The sequence below is a fragment of the Pseudoduganella sp. HUAS MS19 genome (assembly GCF_053615455.1).
Window position 1 is genome coordinate 2,305,508 of sequence record NZ_CM132133.1, and the last position, 16,025, is coordinate 2,321,532.

Genomic DNA, 16,025 nt, shown 5'->3' on the forward strand with positions numbered 1-16,025 from the left:
TTGCTCTACGATGTCGTGGCAATAGGCGTTCTGCTCACGAGCCAGCGCCAAAGCATCTGCTTTCTCCTTCGGCGGCGCCAGAAGCGGATAGGGAGATGCTTCAACCCAATGATCGCGGGTTTCGCCCGGTCTGCGCCGAAGGCTTCGGCCGCAGGCCTCTTGCCGCCTGAACGACAGAAATCGCAGCAACCGCGAAGTTTTTCGCCCCCAGGATCGTATAGACCCAAGCCTTTTGCCAACGATGCTGTACTACGAATACATGCAGGTGCCAGTTAGGCCGTTTACGAATCGAGGTGCCACTGTGAATGAGCATGAAGGCCTGCGGATCACCGACGGCCTCCGTCGCCAGCCGTTCTGCTTGCAATAGAAAGAAGGACATGAGTTCAGCCGAAGAAACAGCCGGCCCTTCGCCGCTCGCTTCGTGGCACAGGACGTAACAGTGACGCAGCCAAGGCAAGCTGTATCTGACCAGCAAACAAGAGCGTTCTGCATACCCGGGAGGAAGCAGGACCTGTCGGTCAAGCATCAAATGTCGCATGGCGCCCCCTGTATAAGGCAGAAGTCTTCTTCCACGTCCCTGCTGATAAGGACTTTAGCCAGAATGTTTGGCGGTTCTCCCGGATCGACTCCAATTCCAATGGTCACTTCATAGTGGAATTCATTGTCCGGGGCAAAACCCGCAATCTTCTCCCAGTTCTGGGATGGGAAATTTCCCGCGACAAACAGGCTGGAGCCAGCGGCGTCCCGCATTTCAGTAAACCGCTCGGGAGAAAGCGCATTCTCGGCCTGCTCGTAAACATGTTGTTCCGCAAGCCGCGTGACAGCCTGAATTCCGCGTCGCTTGGATCGATCTCGCATGATGCCGTGCATATCCGCTTAACGTTAATTTAATATTGTAACCCGCTGCTCAGGTTCGATCGCTTCTAACAGTCCAGCCGTAGAACTGGTTGAACGCGCTTGTCGAGGTGGTGGAGTAGCCAATCGCTGTGCGCCTCGAGCGTTGCAAGTGGAATGTCGTCGCCAAGCCAAAGCGATCGCGTTCCGGCTCCTTTTTCGCGCGTGACGATATCGAAGTGTCCGGATGTGGCATACGTCGTCATCAATGTTGGAACTACTTCAACGATCGATTCGAAGGGAATCCGCCTGGTCGCAGGCGGCAGCAAGCATCGCTTCTCGACATATTCGAAGTAATTGGTCCCAGCGTCGAACGTGAAGGCAACGACGTTGCTTTTGGTCGCAAGCAGCAGGATCAGTAGGCCAGCCAGTATGCTTGGCCCCATCAGGGGAATCCACAAGACAGGATTAGAGAGGATCGTTGAGGGAACGGGGTTCAATCCCTTTGCAAATGCGGTGAGGCCCGCTATGCCTAAGCCCAGGAAATATACAGGCGCGACAAGCGCCAGGGTGAGAAGCGCGGCGGCAGCGGCGACGAAGAGCACATTCGCTGCATTGGAAGCATCGGGAACATTCTTCCGCCAAATACAAGCAGTTGCGGTCAACGTACCGTGCCATTGTCCGGTGGCGGAAACCTCATTGTTGTCCCTTGGCGGTCTCGGGGATACTCGTTTCATTACTGGGATCACTCAAAGAACTACTGGTGCATTCGGCGCGACGTGATCATGAGTTGTCAGGTGGCAGAGTGTAACGCTTGGAAGTCCATGGATTGCTTGGCGCGTGTACAACCATCACCGCCTCTTGCTGTGAAGCGAAAAGAATGCCGGGATCAATTTCCCAGCCTAGTGCGGCGCAATAGCTCCTAAGCATGTCGGGTGTGAAGCGATCTCTTATGCGGCGCCTCTCATACGCACTGGAGTCTTCGAAATGCATTGGCTCACCTTGCTGATAGAATTCCCATCTTGAGTCGTCGCGGAGTGTTCGAATAAGACGACGCAATGTACCGTTCTCGTGGAGTACAAGCTCACAAACCGGCCACTCGTCTGATGAGGACGAGACGCGGATATCTATAACGCGGCGCGCGAACCTGACTGCCAAGTTGTATGCGATGGAGCAGTTTGCGACAATCGCTGTGCAGTCCGGGTGGCTTGATGGTGCCCAGAAGTAGCCACAAGGCAGCATCGATGCATCGGGCCGTGATGCCGGCGGGTAGAAAGGAAGGCACTCAACAGTGGAGGGACGCAGCCATCGCTGGGCGTCTGAAACCGCCACGTTCAATGGTGCATTCACAAGGGAGATGATGATTTCTCTGTCAGGAAACGACATATTAGGATAAACCTCGTCGGCGCGAGTTTGCGTGGACTATCGTGATTTTTGTCAGCAGCTCAGTTAGTTTAATTTTTTATTATTTCGCCTGCTTGTTTCTGTACGGCTTCCATTCGATCGCGTTTCCTTCAAGAGAGACTGTGTCATTGTTGATCGAAAGCGCGCTCAAAGACTGAATAAAAAATTCGAACTCGTCGCGCGATACATTATCTTTGGATGCAGCTACCAGGTAGCCGACAAATTCGGACTGCAAGTAGAACAGTACGTATCGGCAGAACAAGGATCCATGCTCATTGAGCATCTCTGCAAGGCGCGGATAACGCGCGTCGTGCAGTTCGGCGTCCAGACCTTCGAGATTCTCCCCGCCATCCAATTCAGGGTCCTGCTCGCGTTCGATTACGTCATCCCAGTAGCTGCCAAAAGCATGGATAACCTCAGCGAACGGCGCGACGATACGGTACGGAACAAGCGTATATCCGGTTATTCGCCAACCCGTCCAATGAGTGAATACCCGGTCAATTGGAACGGGACTTCCGTTCACCTCACATGCAATCATCTTGTAGTCCAACTTTTAGATCAGCAACAGGGCGGGCTGCATATGTACCAAGCCGGCGATCACTCTGATGCATTTGGAAGTTCAAAGTCAACGAGGCCGAGATCTGCAAGGGAGACGCCAAATTGGTCCGCTTTCTTCTTCAGTAAGCGGAATACCAAACTATACGCGTGCCGCCTCGATTCGGCCTCGATGGGGTTCAGCCTCTCCCACGCGCGAAGGTTCTCGCGGACCTCTTTCTTGAGCTCGCGAACGAACTCGAGCAAGCATTGTTCGTGGGTCGATATGCGGCGTCTGGTCATCCTGGACTTGGACTCTCGATTTCGTCTGTTGTCATGTCAAAGGGGCGCCGCAAGTAGAGGTTCATAAAGTCTCTCGTATAACGTGGAGTTGAGAATTGCTTGAGGTGCCTCCTCAGCAAGGGGGGAGGCCTGCCAGCAGAGCTTTGCAAGCACGCGAAGTATTTGCACTTGCTTTTCTGGCTTCTGCGAATCGAACCATGAGCAGCAGTCAGCTTTTGATACTTGGTCTTGGGTAATTCGGTTGATTTGGAGTTCAAAGGGCAGTAAGCATCGGTGCTCTCACGTTTCTGGTTCAGGGTCTGTCGCCAGTCCGCCGGGGTGCATTGTTGGGTCCTTACAAGATGGAGTATTCAAAGCATCGCCTAATAGATTCTTCTCCGATGGATCGTCAGGTGCAAAGCCTGCGAACTTGTTGGACTCCGAGGTCTCGATAAGCAAGCGGCCGCAATTCGTGCATTGAAATAAGTCGCGACTGTACTCAATGTATTGCGAATGAATGTGGTCGTGCAGAATATGGCCGTAGGGTAGGTTCAAGGAGACGTAGTCAGGCCCATATCCTCTTTCCAAGAGCCAGGCGTCGATAGCCCCGCGCTGCACCGCTTCGACGAAACTCTGAGTCTCATCACTCAACCAATCGAAAAACGGATTATAGTCGACGTCCCGCAGGAGCGATGCTTTGTAAGGAATCGAATCTGTCTGGTCGCGGATTACATGTCCGCAAGTGCATCCCAGTTTGGCCATGGTATTTCGGTGTGCAGGTTTGGATTTGTCATAGACGGATTCTTCCGTACATGTCATGTCCAGTCAATGCATTTACCGTCGAGAAGGACTTAAATCCCAGAACTGCGCGATCAATGCATTCCGGCCAAAGTCGGGATGGCTGCTATCGCAGCGCAGCGATCAGCCGTTCCCAATTGAAATTGCACGAATAATTCCTGATGCTCCGGCGCCAGGCCCAGGGACGCGGGTTAATGTCGGAAGTTGGCTGCGCTGTACTGCTGAAGCGCCGCGATTCGCTTCCGCGTCTCTCGCTTGAAAAAGAACACTACCACTGGAGTTAGCAGCCACGATAGCCAGCGCGGCTTGGTCGTGATGTTGTATGAGAAAAGGACGCGAGTTCTGTCGCAGCCGAGTTCCTTGAAATTCCAGCCTCCGGCAAACTTGTCGAAGATGTAGGGGCCCTTGACCAGTTTCACCGCTGCGACCTTGTTGGGCTGATAGGACACATACACCGTATCCATGCTAAGGCCATTGGCCGCCGTGCAGCGAACCAGTTCGCCTGGAGCAGCGTCGGTGGCGTTGACCAGGAAGGCCTCGGTTGTCAGCGGGTCCCACTTCGCGCGCAGCTTATAGTCCTGGGTGAGATTGAACAGGTATTCAGCGCTTGCACTGACTTCGAATTCGTAGCGTATCAGCATAGAACCTTTATTTGAGCGATGAGGTACTCTGGAATACTAGCGGAGTGAGCGCACATAGAATTTAGTATCCACGGCCATTACCGGGAAGGCAGGAGGCAATTCGTCCCGGACTATTTCCATGAAGCCGTTTTTCTCGTAGAAGCGATGGGCTGCGAGGAATGCCTCAGTCGTGCCAAGGTAGATGTCGTCGATCCCTTGGTGGCGGGACCATTCAAGCAGGGTTGCGAGAAGGTCCCTGGCGACGCCATGCTCAGCGCCTCGATGGGAGTGCGAGACGAACATTTTGCGCAAGGCGGCCTGGCGGTTACCGATATCCAACAGGGCAATGGTGCCTACGACGGATCCTCCCTTTTCAGCTACCCAGAAGCCACCGGTACCGTGCTGGTAGAACGCCGGAATGTTCTGCAAGTCGGGTTGAGCTTCCAGCGTGATCGGAATGCCGAACTCGGATTGCTGGATCGGGAGGATCACATCGACGACGGCCTGAGCGTCAGCGGCTGTGTATTGGCGAATCAGCGTCATGATAATTACCTCAAGTTTCAACTTCCGCTATCTGTATGGTTGACCACTCAATGGCCAAGAGCTGAAGGGCCTGGAGCGCCACAAGTCACGATGTTTTATGCGGCGGACTGAGAATCAACCTGCAACTCCTGGTCGCTGGCGAAGGCCGCCATATTGGTCTCGCCCATCACGCGGCTGGTGACGGTGCCGGCGGCAATTGAACCGCTCACGTTCAGTGCGGTACGGCCCATGTCGATCAGCGGTTCGATCGAAATCAGCAGGCCGGCCAATGCCACCGGCAGGTTCATGGAAGACAACACGATCAGGGCGGCAAAGGTCGCACCGCCGCCCACGCCGGCCACGCCGACGGAGCCGATGGTGATAATCGCCAGCAGCGGCACCAGGAATGATGCGGTGAACGGATCGATGCCGACCGTCGGCGCAATCATTACCGCCAGCATGGCGGGATAAATGCCGGCGCAGCCGTTCTGGCCAATGGTGGCGCCGAACGAGGCGGCAAAGTTCGCGATTCCTTCCGGCGTGCCCAGGCGCTGGGTCTGGGTTTGCACGCTCATTGGAATGGAGCCTGCGCTGGTACGGGACGTGAATGCGAAGGTCAGCACGGGCAGGATCTTCTTCGTATAGCGCAGCGGATTGAGGCCGCTGGCGCTGACCATCGCCAGGTGCACGCAAAACATCAGCAGCAGGGCGCAGTAGGATGCCACCACAAAGCCGATCAGGTTCAGGATGTCGGCATAACTGGAGCTTGACACCACCTGCGCCATCAGCGCGAACACGCCGTAAGGCGTCAGCCGCAGAACCAGCGTTACCATGCGCATCACGATGGTGTGCGCCACATGCACAGCGTAGTCGAAGGACGTGAAGTGCTCAGGTTTCTTTTCCGCGATGCCGATGGCGGCTATGCCGACAAACACCGCGAACACCACCACCGCAATGGTGGAAGTCTTGCGTGCGCCCGTCATGTCGAGGAAGGGATTGCTCGGGATGAAGGACAGCAGCATGTTCGGCAGCGAAATCGACTGCGCGTCGGCCAGCTTGCCTTCCAGGTAGGCGCCGCGCGCCACTTCCGCCGCATTGGAAGCCAAGCCTGCTGCGCTCAGTCCAAACAGCTTGGCCATCAGGATGCCGATCGCCGCCGCCACGGTGGTGGTCAGCATCAGGGTGCCGATGGTGAGCGCGCTGATCTTGCCCAGCGAGCTGGCATTGCGCAGCTTGAGAATGGCGGAAACGATGGACACCATAATCAGCGGCATCACAATCATCTGCAGCAGTTTGACGTAGCCGCTGCCGACAATATCAAGGTACTGCCCGGTCACTTTGGTCACCTCGCTGCCGGCACCGTACAGGGCTTGCAGTCCGGCGCCGAGCGCCACGCCCAGGCCCAGTGCGCTGAACACGCGCACGGTGAAGCTGGCATGGCGTTTTTGCTGCACGACGAGGAAGGCCAGCACGATGGCGGCGACGGCCAGGTTGAGGATCACTTGCAGGTTCATGTGGGGGGCGGCTGCTGATATTTTGGAATCGACAGATTCTAATTGAATTGGTGTAGTCTTGCCTATTTGCAGTACCGAGGTTGCAGAGTCGATACGAAAGGAGGAGCTATGTCGAAGCAATCGATGAAGGTAGGCACCCGGCTGGCGCTGGGTTTTGGCCTGGTACTGGCGCTGATGGCTGGCGTTTCAGGCCTCGGCATCTATAACATGCACCGTATCCATGCCCAGCTTGAAAAGGTGGTGCAGCTTAACGTCGTGAAGCTGGCATATGTGCAGGATATGTCGGAGGCGGTACACATCGTCGCGCGCGTCACGCGCACCGTGGTGCTGCTGTCTGATGAAGCTGCCATGCAGCGCGAACTGACCAAGATCCAGGCAGCGAGGGCCCAGTACGACAAGGCGCAGGCGGCGCTGGAGGCCATGCCTGCCACGGAGGAGGGCAAGGCGATTCGCGCGCGCATCCGCGCATTGCAGCAGGAGGCCCGTCCGCTGACCGACCGGTTGCTGCAACTGTCCCTGCAGCATAAGGATGAAGAAGCGATGGCCCTGCTGATGCAGAAGGCCGGCCCGGCCACCCAGCGCTGGCAGGATGTGATGGATGAAGACGTCCAGCTTCAGCGCCAGCATAACGCCAAGGATGCCGCTGCGGCGGCCGAAGCCTATGCCTCGGCCCGCGGCATGATGCTGGCAATGAGCAGCCTGGCGCTGGTGGCAGGTGTGGTCGCTTCCATCCTGATCGCGCGCCGCCTGCTTGGCCAATTGGGCGGAGAGCCGGACGTGGCGGCCGAAATTGCCGGCCGTATCGCTGCCGGCGACCTGACCGTGCAGGTGGAAACCCGCCACGACGATGAGGCAAGCATGATGAAGGCCATGAGCGTGATGCGCGAGAGCCTGTTGCGCATCGTGTCCGAGGTAAGGCAGGGGACGGAGACCATCAACACCGCCGCTACCCAGATTGCCGCAGGTAACCTGGACCTGTCCTCGCGCACCGAGCAACAGGCCAGTGCGCTGGAGGAGACCGCATCGTCGATGGAGGAGCTCACCAGCGCCGTGCGCGAGAACGGTAATAATGCGCGCCAGGCCAATGAACTTGCCGCCGCGGCTACCGTGGTGGCGCAGCAGGGCGGCGCCGTGGTGGGACAGGTGGTGCAGACCATGGGTTCGATCAGCAATTCATCGCGCAAGATTTCGGACATTATCGGCGTGATTGACGGTATCGCATTCCAGACCAATATTCTCGCCCTGAATGCGGCGGTGGAGGCGGCGCGCGCTGGGGAACAGGGGCGCGGCTTTGCCGTGGTCGCCACCGAAGTGCGCCAGCTTGCGCAGCGTTCCGCGGCGGCCGCCAAGGAAATCAAGGATCTGATTGTCAACTCGGTCGAGCAGGTGGACCAGGGCAGCGCCCTGGTGGCCCGCGCCGGCAGCACCATGGACGAAGTGGTGGCCTCGGTGCAGCGCGTGTCGCAGATCATGCGGCAGATCACGGCCGCCGGCGATGAGCAAAGCGCCGGCATCGAGCAGATCAACCGGGCGGTGACGGAGATGGATGCGGTGACGCAGCAGAATGCCGCATTGGTGGAGGAAGCGGCATCAGCGGCGGATGCGCTCAAGCAGCAGGCTGCCCACCTCGATACCCTGGTGGGCGTGTTCAAGCTGCATCACGATGTGGCCATGCTCACCGCGAACAGAAGGATTCCGGCCAAACAGCTCGCCGCAATCAGTCCGCCAGCAATCACATAGCCGGGGCGCAGGGCGCCGACGTCGCGTTCAAAGTCGCTGCGCCGGCGCAGTCCGATGAAGGACCAGGCGATGGCCAGCATGGTTTCGCCGAAGCTGCGGGGTTTGGTGTCGTCCATGTCGTTTCCTTTCGAGGCTGGGCCTATTGTGCGCCGGTCCGGCCTCGAAAAACAGGCGCAGAAGCGCCTGGAAACGACCGTATCAGCTGGCCATCGGTGGCTGGGCGCGCAGCCGCGCCAACGCCTTCTGTAGCCGGGTGCGCTGGCCTCCGGCCCAGTCGAGACGCGGAAGGTCGGCGTCGCCCAGCGATTCCAGGCTGGCGGCCGCCTCATCGCTGCCGCCGCCGGCTGCTTCCAGCATTTCCTCGTAGAGCTCCGGGTAGGCCTGGATGCGCAGCATCACTTCGTCGGCCACTTCATCTTCCACCAGGGTGTCGCCCCAGGCGATCAGGCGTTCGGCCAGCTCGTATAGCGCGGCACGGCGTTGCGGCGAATTTGCTTGCTGCAGCAGTGCCTCGAATCCGGCCACCGCCTGCTGCAGCTGGCGGGTGCAGGCCGAGACGTGGCAGGCATAGGTGGCGAATTCGCGAGCCAGCGGGCCGCCATCGGCCATCTTGTGCCAGCTTGCCAGCATGGCGTCACCGCCCAGCACCGGCCCTGCGCCGGGCACTTGCCAGGCCTGGGGCGCAGCCAGTTGGCGCAGCTGTACTTCGGCGCGTGCCACACAAACTTGCAGGTCTTCCAGCCGGCGCGCATAAGCGCTGTTGGCGCGCGACTCGCGCAGCTTGTCCAGCAGGTGGATGGGAAGGGACTCGCGGCTGCGCCATCGGCCAATGACCGGCAAGGGGGCGGCACGCGGCGCGGAGGCCGGTGCCAGCAGGTGGTTCATGGCGCGCGCACCGCGGCTGCGCAGCAGCCAGGCATCGCCAGGTTTGAACTGTAGTAAAGAGTCCATCGCTACCTCCCTCGGGCTTTGAGGGAATTCTGAACCTTTTATCAAGCCCTAGCAAGCCTCAGTCGGCACCGACAATACGGTTGCGGCCGGCCCGCTTGGCCTGGTACAGGGCATCGTCGCCGCGTTTCAGCACGTCTTCGCAGGAGCCGTCTCCGGCGCGGAAACAGGCCAAGCCGCCGCTGATGGTGACAGCGTCGCCGATGCTGCCCAGCGCTTGCAGGGTTTCCGCGATGCGCAGGCGCAGGCGTTCGGCAATCGGCGCCGCTTGCTCGCAGCTAGTGTGTGGCATCAGGACCACGAATTCGTCGCCTCCCAGGCGGGCCGGCGCATCGGTGGCACGCAGTTCGCGCTGGCACACGTCGGCGGTGGTCTTGATCACCACGTCGCCAGCCAGGTGGCCATGTTCGTCGTTGACCCGCTTGAAGTGGTCGATGTCGAAGATCAGCATGGCCATCGGCGTGCCGTAGCGCTCGAACGTATCGAAATGCTCGGCCAGTACGCTCATCAGTTTGCGGCGGTTTAGCAGGCCGGACAGGGAGTCCACCTCGCTCAGCATGCGCAACTGGTCCTCCATCTCCTTGCGCGCCGTGATGTTGCTGGCCACCCACAGCGCCGCATCTTCACCGTCGACCTGGAAGTCCAGTGCCTGGATGCGGCCTTCGAACCAGAGACGGTAGCTGGGACCGCTGCTTGGCAAGTCTTTGATGTCGCCGCGGACCAGGCTGTACTCGACGATGTGCAGGGCGCGCCAGGCCAGGGCGGTTTCGATTTCCTTGAGGAACCAGCTTGCCTTGTCCGGCGTCAGCACGTCATGCACTGTTTTGCCGATCAGGTGCGAGCCGTCGTGGTAATAGCGCACGTCGATGCCGCCAAAAATGGCAATGTAGCGGCCGCTGCGCGTCAGGATGAACGCAGGGTCGGGCAGGGCATTCAACAGCGCTGATAGTTGATTGCCAGAAAATAGTGTTTCATCGCGCATGATCACGACAGTAGCCAGACCGGAACAATAACGCAAAAATTGTTAATAGAGAATTATTTATTTGTAACTATTTGAATTATGCAGGGAACTGCGGCGGCCATTCGAGCTGGCCGCTGGCCGCCTCGTTCAGCTCGGCCACCAGGGCCGGCGCGGCGCTCTCTGCGATACGGAAAGCCAGCGTGACGCGCTGCTCGTGGCTGACCTCCAGCAGGGGGGCACCGGCAGCCGCCAGTGCGCGGCGCAACGTGCCTTCCAAGGCGTAGGGCAGGGTGCACCGCAGTTCGGTATAGCGCACGATGGCGACTTTTTCCACCTTGAGCAGGGCCTGGGCAACGGCATCGGTGTAGGCCCGCACCAGGCCGCCGGCACCCAGTTTGATGCCGCCGTAATAGCGCACCACGGCGGCCAGCACGCCTTCCAGGTCCTGGTGGCGCAGCACGTCCAGCATGGGGCGGCCTGCGGTGCCGCCCGGCTCGCCATCGTCCACTGCGGCCGACTGGCCGCCGGCCAGCAGCGCCCAGCACACATGGGCCGCGTCGGGATGCGCGGCGCGCAGTCTGGCCACGATGGCTTGGGCTTCGGCGCGATCTGCCACCGGGTGGACAAAACCGAGAAATCGGCTTTTCTTTACAATTAAATCGCTAGTCGCGAGAGATATAATGGTTTGTGGCATGGGGCCAACATGATACAGGTTTGCTTGCCTGTTAACGTCCGGCTTCCCTTACAATGCTGTTGCAATTTGTTCAACTTGGTCTTCGTGGCGGACTGCGTGGCGACTTATCGGATCAAAACCCTTGGTGTGCAAGCCGGCTTCCAGCGGGAGCGGGTCGAGGCACGCCTGATGCTTTTGTTCCGCCGCCCGCTGGAAGCGGTGCGCCCGATCACGGCCGGCAATGGGGCGATCGTGAAAAAAGGCGTGGACTGGGCCATGGCCGAGCGCTTTCGCGACGCCTTGGTGACCTGCGGTATCCGCTGCGAAGTCGAAGAGGAAAAGGCGCCCGCTGCCCGTGCCAGCCTGGCCGAATATGCGGCGCAGTTGCAGGGGCACCTGGAGTTGCTGGACCCTGGCCGGCGCTGGACTTTCCTGGCCGATGAAGGTGAGCTGTTTGGCGTGCCTGGCCCCGAGTCGCCATATCCGCTGGAGCTGCTGGTGCCGCTGGAGAGCATGTACCAGGAATGGCTTGCCGTTTCGCTGGCTGCCAGCGAAGACCTGCTGCGCCACACTGCCGGCATGGTCCTGATGGGCAATACGCCGGGCATGGTGGAAGAGGCCAAGCGCCACCTGCTGCCGATCGTGCGCAACAGCGCCGAACGCGGGCAAGCCATGCTGGCTGCCGCCCGCGGCTATTCGCCGCTGCTGTTCCGGCCTATCTGCGAAGGGCTGGAAATGGGGTTGGCCTTCCACCGGGGCACCGTAGTGCACCGCGTGGCGCGCGCCCATCTCGAAGCCTGGGACATGACTGAAGACGAGGCTTTCGAAGCGGCCTTCGCCAACCTGCGCGCGCGTTCCACCGCGCCGCTGCTGCCTTCGCCCCAGGGCGTCTTCGGCGGCGGCTGGGACGATGGCTACGATTCCTCGCGCATGCTGCTGCCCGAACTGATCGAAGCCGCCGTCCCCGAAGGCCGGCCGGTGGTGATGGTGCCAACGCGCGGCATGCTGATGGTATGCAGCGAGAAGAACGAAGCGGCGATGGACGCGATGCTGAAAATGGCCATTTCAGCCATGCGCGAGGAAAAGATGGTTATGCCACGCCTGCTGCGCCTGGTGGACGGACGCTGGCAGCTCTTCGTGCCGCCAAGCCTGACGCGGCGCCTTAACAGCCTGGCCAAATACGTTGAAGGCAATGATTACCGCCTGCAGAAAGAGCTTTTGAAAGCGCACGAATGGGCCAGCGGGCGCAATCGCTGCGTGGTCACCTACCTGGTGGGCAAGCTCGGTCCGGACCAGGTCCGCACCAGCGCCTGCACCTGGACGCGCGATATGCCAAGCCTGCTGCCGAAGACCGATTTGCTGTACTTCGCCGATCCCTCCAGCCTCGACCCGCCGATCACCGTGACCTGGGAAGCCGCCATGCCGGTCGTGGGCGCGCTGATGCAGCGCACAGACGACTACCCGCCGCGCTATTTTGTCGAGGGCTTCCCGAATGAGGTGCAGCTGGCGCAACTGGCCGATATCGCGGCTGCGGCACGCCGCGAGGCGAAAGCGAAAGCTTTGGCGGCGGCCCAGGCAGCGCAGGCTGCCATGGCGGCACAGAATTCCCGTCCGATGCTGGACTCCCGGCGCATGCAGACTGTTGCTGCGGTGCTGAATCGCCCCGTCGGCGAAGTGCTGCGCAGTGCCCTGGGCCGCAAGGCCGGAGCCAAGCCGGCGCATGCTCGATAACAACGCCCTGGTGGCCGCGGCCACTCCTGCCTTCCTCGCCATGATTGCGGCCGAAGCCTGGCTGGCCCATCGCCGCCGGATCTGGGCCTACTCGTTGGCCGACAGCCTGACCAGCATGGCTTGCGGCATATGGACCGTGACGCTGGAAGTGTTCACCAAGTCCGCCATGCTGCTGGCCTATGCCTGGGTGTTCAGCCATTGGTCGCTGTGGCAGTCGGCGCCCGGTTCGCTGTGGACCTGGATTTGGTCGTTTGTGGCATTTGACTTCGTCTATTACTGGGCGCACCGCTGGTCGCACGAGATCAACTTGCTGTGGGCGGTGCATTCGCCGCATCACCAGAGCGAAGAATTCAACCTGACCACCGCACTGCGCCAGGGCGCCTTCCAGGACCTGTTCCACGCGCCGCTTTTCATGGTACTGGCGTTGCTTGGCTGCCCGCCCGGCGTGTTCATCATCCAGCTTACGTTGAGCAAGTTCTACCAGTTCTGGATTCATACCCGGCTGGTTGGCCGCGTGCCGCTGATCGAAGGTATCCTCAACACGCCCAGCGCTCACCGCGTGCACCATGCCGTCAATGAAGTCTACCTCGACCGCAACTACGCAGCCACGCTGATGATCTGGGACCGCCTGTTCGGCACCTATATCGAGGAAGGCGAGCAATGCGTGTACGGCGTGCGCAAGGGGGCGCCCGGCTGGAATGCGGTGTGGGCGCAATTCGCCTGGCCAGCCGTGATGTGGCACGACGCCGTGCGCACCTCGCGCTGGCGCGACAAGCTCTCGCTGTGGTTCCGCCGCACCGGCTGGCGTCCCGCCGATGTCGCTGCCGCCGATCCGTGGCCGGCCTTCACGCTGCCGGCGGGCCGGCTGTACATCGCCACCCGTGCGACGGCCGGCGGTGCGCGCTGGACCTTCGCCGCATTACTGATGTTTGTCGTCGCCGTCGTAATGCAGAACCAGCTGATTACGCATGCCGTAGTGCTGTCGCTGTCTGCCAGGCTGGCCCTGGTCGGCGCCGTTACTGCGGCGCTGCTGCTGGTGGCGTACTGCCTTCAGCCCCCTGTGTCTTCTGCCGCCAGCGCACCAGCCAGAACACCGGCAGGCTGACCGCGCCCAGCGCGATGCCCCACCAGAAGGCCTCCTTGCCCATGCCGTAAAAGGCCCAGAGTGAAAAGGCGCAGGTCATCACCGCGCTGAATGCCAGCATGGCGCCTGGCTGGCGCAGCTTGAACACGGCGGCGCCGCCGACCAGGTAAAGCGGCATGCTGGCAGCCGTCACCACAAGCGTCAGGAAAGTGAAGGCCTCGGCCATCGAGCGGCTGTAGTTCATCGCGATCATCACGCTGGCCAGGACGCCAACCAGCAGGAGTGACCAGGCTGGCGCACCGTGCCGGTTGGGCGCCTTCAGCACGGCGGGAAAGATGCCGTGGCGGGCCATAGACGCCGTTACTTCGCCTGCGAGCATGGTCCAGCCATTCAGCGCCCCGAGGCCGCTGAAGATGACGGCCACCGCCAGCCATCGGCCGCTTCCGGCGTCCCAGTAGCGGCGGAACAGGTCGACAAAGGGCGCGCTGGACGCCGCCAGTTCCGCCTGCGGCAGCAGTAGCATCGGGATGGTGCAGACCAGGATGTACACTACCGCCGCTACCAGCGTGCCGGCAATGGTGGCGCGCGGGATGGTGCGCTGCGGTTCGTGCACCTTGGTCGCCGGCAGCGATGCGCATTCCACGCCCAGCATCGCGAACAGGGCGATGGTTCCGGCGGCAGCGGTGCCGTCCAGCGTGAACGGTGTGGGCGGAAGGTGCGCCGTGTAAGCAGCGCTCCTGCTGGTGAGGATCCACGCTCCAAGCAGCACGATGGCGCCCATCGGCAGCAGCTTGAGTGAGGCCGACACCAGTTGCACCCGCCCCGAAGTGAGCGCGCCGCGCAGGCTGACCAGCACGAATAACCAGATAATGCCCATGGCCGCCAGCGGCGGCAGCGCAGGATGGGCGGACAGCGGTACCAGCGTTGCCAGGTAACCCACGATGCCGATCGCCAGCGCCGCATTGGTGACCCAGATCGACACCCAGTAGCACCACATGGTGAAGAAGGCGACGCCATTGCCGAAGGCGCGCCGGCAGTAGCCGTACGGTCCGTCCTCGGCTGGCATGGCGCGCGCCAGGCGGGCGAAGACGTGGGCGATGAACAGGCAACCGGTCACGGTAATGGCCCAACCCGCAAAGGCATTCTTGCCGAACGGCGCCAGGGCGGCGGGCAGCATGAAGATGCCCATGCCGATCATGTTCCCCACGATCAGGGAGGTGCACATCCAGAAGCCGAGCGGCTTGTCCTTATCCGTGGCGTGCATAGGCGGTGCGCAGCAGGTTCTGGAAATGCCACACGCCGCTTTCTCGCTTCGGGTTCAGGCGTCCGGCACTGTACGAGCCGGACGCCAGGCCTTGCTGGACGTGCTCGCAGATGCTGATGTCTTCTGCCTGGATCTCGTCGCTGAAGGCTTGTTCGGCCTGCACGCGCGCCTGCACATCCGGGTCGGCGGTGTAGTAATAGTCAAACTCCACGATGCATTGCCGGTGGCCGGCCGGCAGGATGCGGTTGGTCTGCAGCCGCCCCGGCGTGATGTTGAGCATGATGTTCGGGTAGATGAAGTAGTACCAGGCGTTGCCCTCGCCGTAGATGCCGTCGCTGTTGCGCAGCGGCGAGTGCTGCAGCGAATGCCACTGCGCCAGTTCCGTGTCGTATACGCGGTAATCGAGCACTTTCGACAGGCCGGGATGGACGAAGGGCAGGTGATAGCCTTCCAGGAAGTTGTCGATATATACCTTCCAGTTGCATTCGAGCCTGTAGGTATCGCGCTTGGCGAAGCGCATGTGTGACAGGTCGGTTGGCGCGATGCGCTCGGCGATGCCGGCGAACACTTGTTCGAATGGCGGCGTGGCGGCACCCAGCGCCACGAACACCAGGCCTTGCCACTCGCGCACCTGGATGCGCGGCAGCCGTATCGCCGCCTTGTCGAAGCCTGCCGCGCCCTGCATTTCGGTGGCGGCGCGCAAGGTACCATCCAGCTCGTAAGTCCAGCCATGGTACTTGCAGTGCAGCGCCCGCGCGCCCCGGCCGTTGCAGGTCGCCAGCGGACCGGCGCGGTGGCGGCAGACGTTGAAGAAAGCCTGCAGGCCTCCGCCCGGCTGGCGTATGATGATGATCGGCTTGCCGGCAATGTCGCCGACCACATGGTCGCCAGGCGCGCTAAGCTCGCCGGTGTGCGCCGCCAGTTGCCAGGACGATCCGAAGATTTCCCGCTGTTCGAACTCGAGCCATTGCTGGTCGGTGTAAAAGCTGGCATGCAGCGCGTGGGCGCACTCCAGCGGTTCGGTACGGCAATGCTCCTGCAGGGTCATTTTTTACTCCGCGGCGCGAAAGATTCACTGTCTCACAAATTGCTGCGCACTGGAAGAAAGAGGTTGCA

General features: G+C 60.9%; 18 protein-coding genes. 3 read left to right on the top strand and 15 right to left on the bottom strand.

What is annotated here, in order from left to right:
* Nucleotides 1-100 precede the first annotated feature (100 nt).
* The 9 genes from ACWBU6_RS10525 to ACWBU6_RS10565 all read right to left on the bottom strand — a co-directional run bounded on the left by ACWBU6_RS10525 (nt 101) and on the right by ACWBU6_RS10565 (nt 6,508).
* Nucleotides 101-538 carry a hypothetical protein gene (locus ACWBU6_RS10525; RefSeq protein WP_452648744.1) on the bottom strand — a complete coding sequence of 146 codons (438 nt, stop codon included), beginning with the start codon at nt 536-538 and terminating at the stop codon, nt 101-103.
* Nucleotides 526-870, bottom strand: a complete 345-nt coding sequence (locus ACWBU6_RS10530; RefSeq protein WP_452648745.1) for a DUF440 family protein — start codon at nt 868-870, stop codon at nt 526-528. Before ACWBU6_RS10530 ends, ACWBU6_RS10525 begins: the two co-directional genes overlap by 13 nt.
* Before the next feature lie 53 nt (nt 871-923).
* Nucleotides 924-1,571 carry a hypothetical protein gene (locus ACWBU6_RS10535; RefSeq protein ID WP_452648746.1) on the bottom strand — a complete coding sequence of 216 codons (648 nt, stop codon included), beginning with the start codon at nt 1,569-1,571 and terminating at the stop codon, nt 924-926.
* 728 nt (nt 1,572-2,299) lie between these two features.
* Entirely contained in the window at nt 2,300-2,788 is a 489-nt protein-coding gene (locus ACWBU6_RS10540) for a hypothetical protein (RefSeq protein ID WP_452648747.1), read from the bottom strand.
* 323 nt (nt 2,789-3,111) lie between these two features.
* Complete coding sequence (locus tag ACWBU6_RS10545) at nt 3,112-3,339, bottom strand: DUF5958 family protein (protein WP_452649551.1); 228 nt, start codon at nt 3,337-3,339, stop codon at nt 3,112-3,114.
* A gap of 15 nt (nt 3,340-3,354) precedes the next feature.
* On the bottom strand, nt 3,355-3,816 hold the full coding sequence (locus ACWBU6_RS10550; RefSeq protein WP_452648748.1) for a hypothetical protein: 462 nt from the start codon (nt 3,814-3,816) through the stop codon (nt 3,355-3,357).
* A 227-nt stretch (nt 3,817-4,043) separates the two neighbouring features.
* Nucleotides 4,044-4,493 carry a type II toxin-antitoxin system RatA family toxin gene (locus ACWBU6_RS10555; RefSeq protein ID WP_452648749.1) on the bottom strand — a complete coding sequence of 150 codons (450 nt, stop codon included), beginning with the start codon at nt 4,491-4,493 and terminating at the stop codon, nt 4,044-4,046.
* A gap of 36 nt (nt 4,494-4,529) precedes the next feature.
* Nucleotides 4,530-5,015 carry a GNAT family N-acetyltransferase gene (locus ACWBU6_RS10560; RefSeq protein WP_452648750.1) on the bottom strand — a complete coding sequence of 162 codons (486 nt, stop codon included), beginning with the start codon at nt 5,013-5,015 and terminating at the stop codon, nt 4,530-4,532.
* Between the two features lie 95 nt (nt 5,016-5,110).
* Nucleotides 5,111-6,508 carry an L-cystine transporter gene (locus tag ACWBU6_RS10565; RefSeq protein WP_452648751.1) on the bottom strand — a complete coding sequence of 466 codons (1,398 nt, stop codon included), beginning with the start codon at nt 6,506-6,508 and terminating at the stop codon, nt 5,111-5,113.
* A gap of 108 nt (nt 6,509-6,616) precedes the next feature.
* Between ACWBU6_RS10565 and ACWBU6_RS10570 the strand changes: the two genes are divergently transcribed.
* Nucleotides 6,617-8,248 carry a methyl-accepting chemotaxis protein gene (locus tag ACWBU6_RS10570; RefSeq protein ID WP_452648752.1) on the top strand — a complete coding sequence of 544 codons (1,632 nt, stop codon included), beginning with the start codon at nt 6,617-6,619 and terminating at the stop codon, nt 8,246-8,248.
* On the opposite strand, the gene ACWBU6_RS10575 is transcribed toward ACWBU6_RS10570, so the two are convergent.
* The 4 genes from ACWBU6_RS10575 to ACWBU6_RS10590 all read right to left on the bottom strand — a co-directional run bounded on the left by ACWBU6_RS10575 (nt 8,167) and on the right by ACWBU6_RS10590 (nt 10,851).
* Nucleotides 8,167-8,364, bottom strand: coding sequence for a DUF2970 domain-containing protein (locus tag ACWBU6_RS10575; RefSeq protein WP_452648753.1), 198 nt, complete (start codon nt 8,362-8,364; stop codon nt 8,167-8,169). The genes ACWBU6_RS10570 and ACWBU6_RS10575 overlap by 82 nt on opposite strands.
* 82 nt (nt 8,365-8,446) lie before the next feature.
* On the bottom strand, nt 8,447-9,199 hold the full coding sequence (locus ACWBU6_RS10580) for a hypothetical protein (protein ID WP_452648754.1): 753 nt from the start codon (nt 9,197-9,199) through the stop codon (nt 8,447-8,449).
* 58 nt (nt 9,200-9,257) lie between these two features.
* Nucleotides 9,258-10,133: a GGDEF domain-containing protein gene (locus ACWBU6_RS10585; RefSeq protein WP_452648755.1), complete on the bottom strand. Its 876-nt coding sequence runs from the start codon at nt 10,131-10,133 to the stop codon at nt 9,258-9,260.
* 121 nt (nt 10,134-10,254) lie between these two features.
* A complete protein-coding gene (locus ACWBU6_RS10590; protein WP_452648756.1) occupies nt 10,255-10,851 on the bottom strand; it encodes an IMPACT family protein in 597 nt (198 codons plus the stop codon).
* A 96-nt stretch (nt 10,852-10,947) separates the two neighbouring features.
* Here ACWBU6_RS10590 and ACWBU6_RS10595 point away from each other — a divergent pair, with 96 nt between their 5' ends.
* Both ACWBU6_RS10595 and ACWBU6_RS10600 read left to right on the top strand, forming a co-directional pair.
* The gene (locus ACWBU6_RS10595) at nt 10,948-12,561 is read left to right on the top strand and encodes a hypothetical protein (RefSeq protein ID WP_452648757.1); all 1,614 of its coding nucleotides are present in this window, start codon (nt 10,948-10,950) and stop codon (nt 12,559-12,561) included.
* Nucleotides 12,551-13,666, top strand: a complete 1,116-nt coding sequence (locus tag ACWBU6_RS10600) for a sterol desaturase family protein (RefSeq protein ID WP_452648758.1) — start codon at nt 12,551-12,553, stop codon at nt 13,664-13,666. The genes ACWBU6_RS10595 and ACWBU6_RS10600 overlap by 11 nt, the downstream gene beginning before the upstream one ends.
* On the opposite strand, the gene ACWBU6_RS10605 is transcribed toward ACWBU6_RS10600, so the two are convergent.
* A complete protein-coding gene (locus ACWBU6_RS10605) occupies nt 13,578-14,909 on the bottom strand; it encodes an APC family permease (RefSeq protein WP_452648759.1) in 1,332 nt (443 codons plus the stop codon). The two genes, ACWBU6_RS10600 and ACWBU6_RS10605, sit on opposite strands and share 89 nt — an antisense overlap.
* Nucleotides 14,893-15,957, bottom strand: coding sequence for an aromatic ring-hydroxylating oxygenase subunit alpha (locus ACWBU6_RS10610; protein WP_452648760.1), 1,065 nt, complete (start codon nt 15,955-15,957; stop codon nt 14,893-14,895). The genes ACWBU6_RS10605 and ACWBU6_RS10610 overlap by 17 nt, the downstream gene beginning before the upstream one ends.
* Between the last annotated feature and the right edge of the window lie 68 nt (nt 15,958-16,025).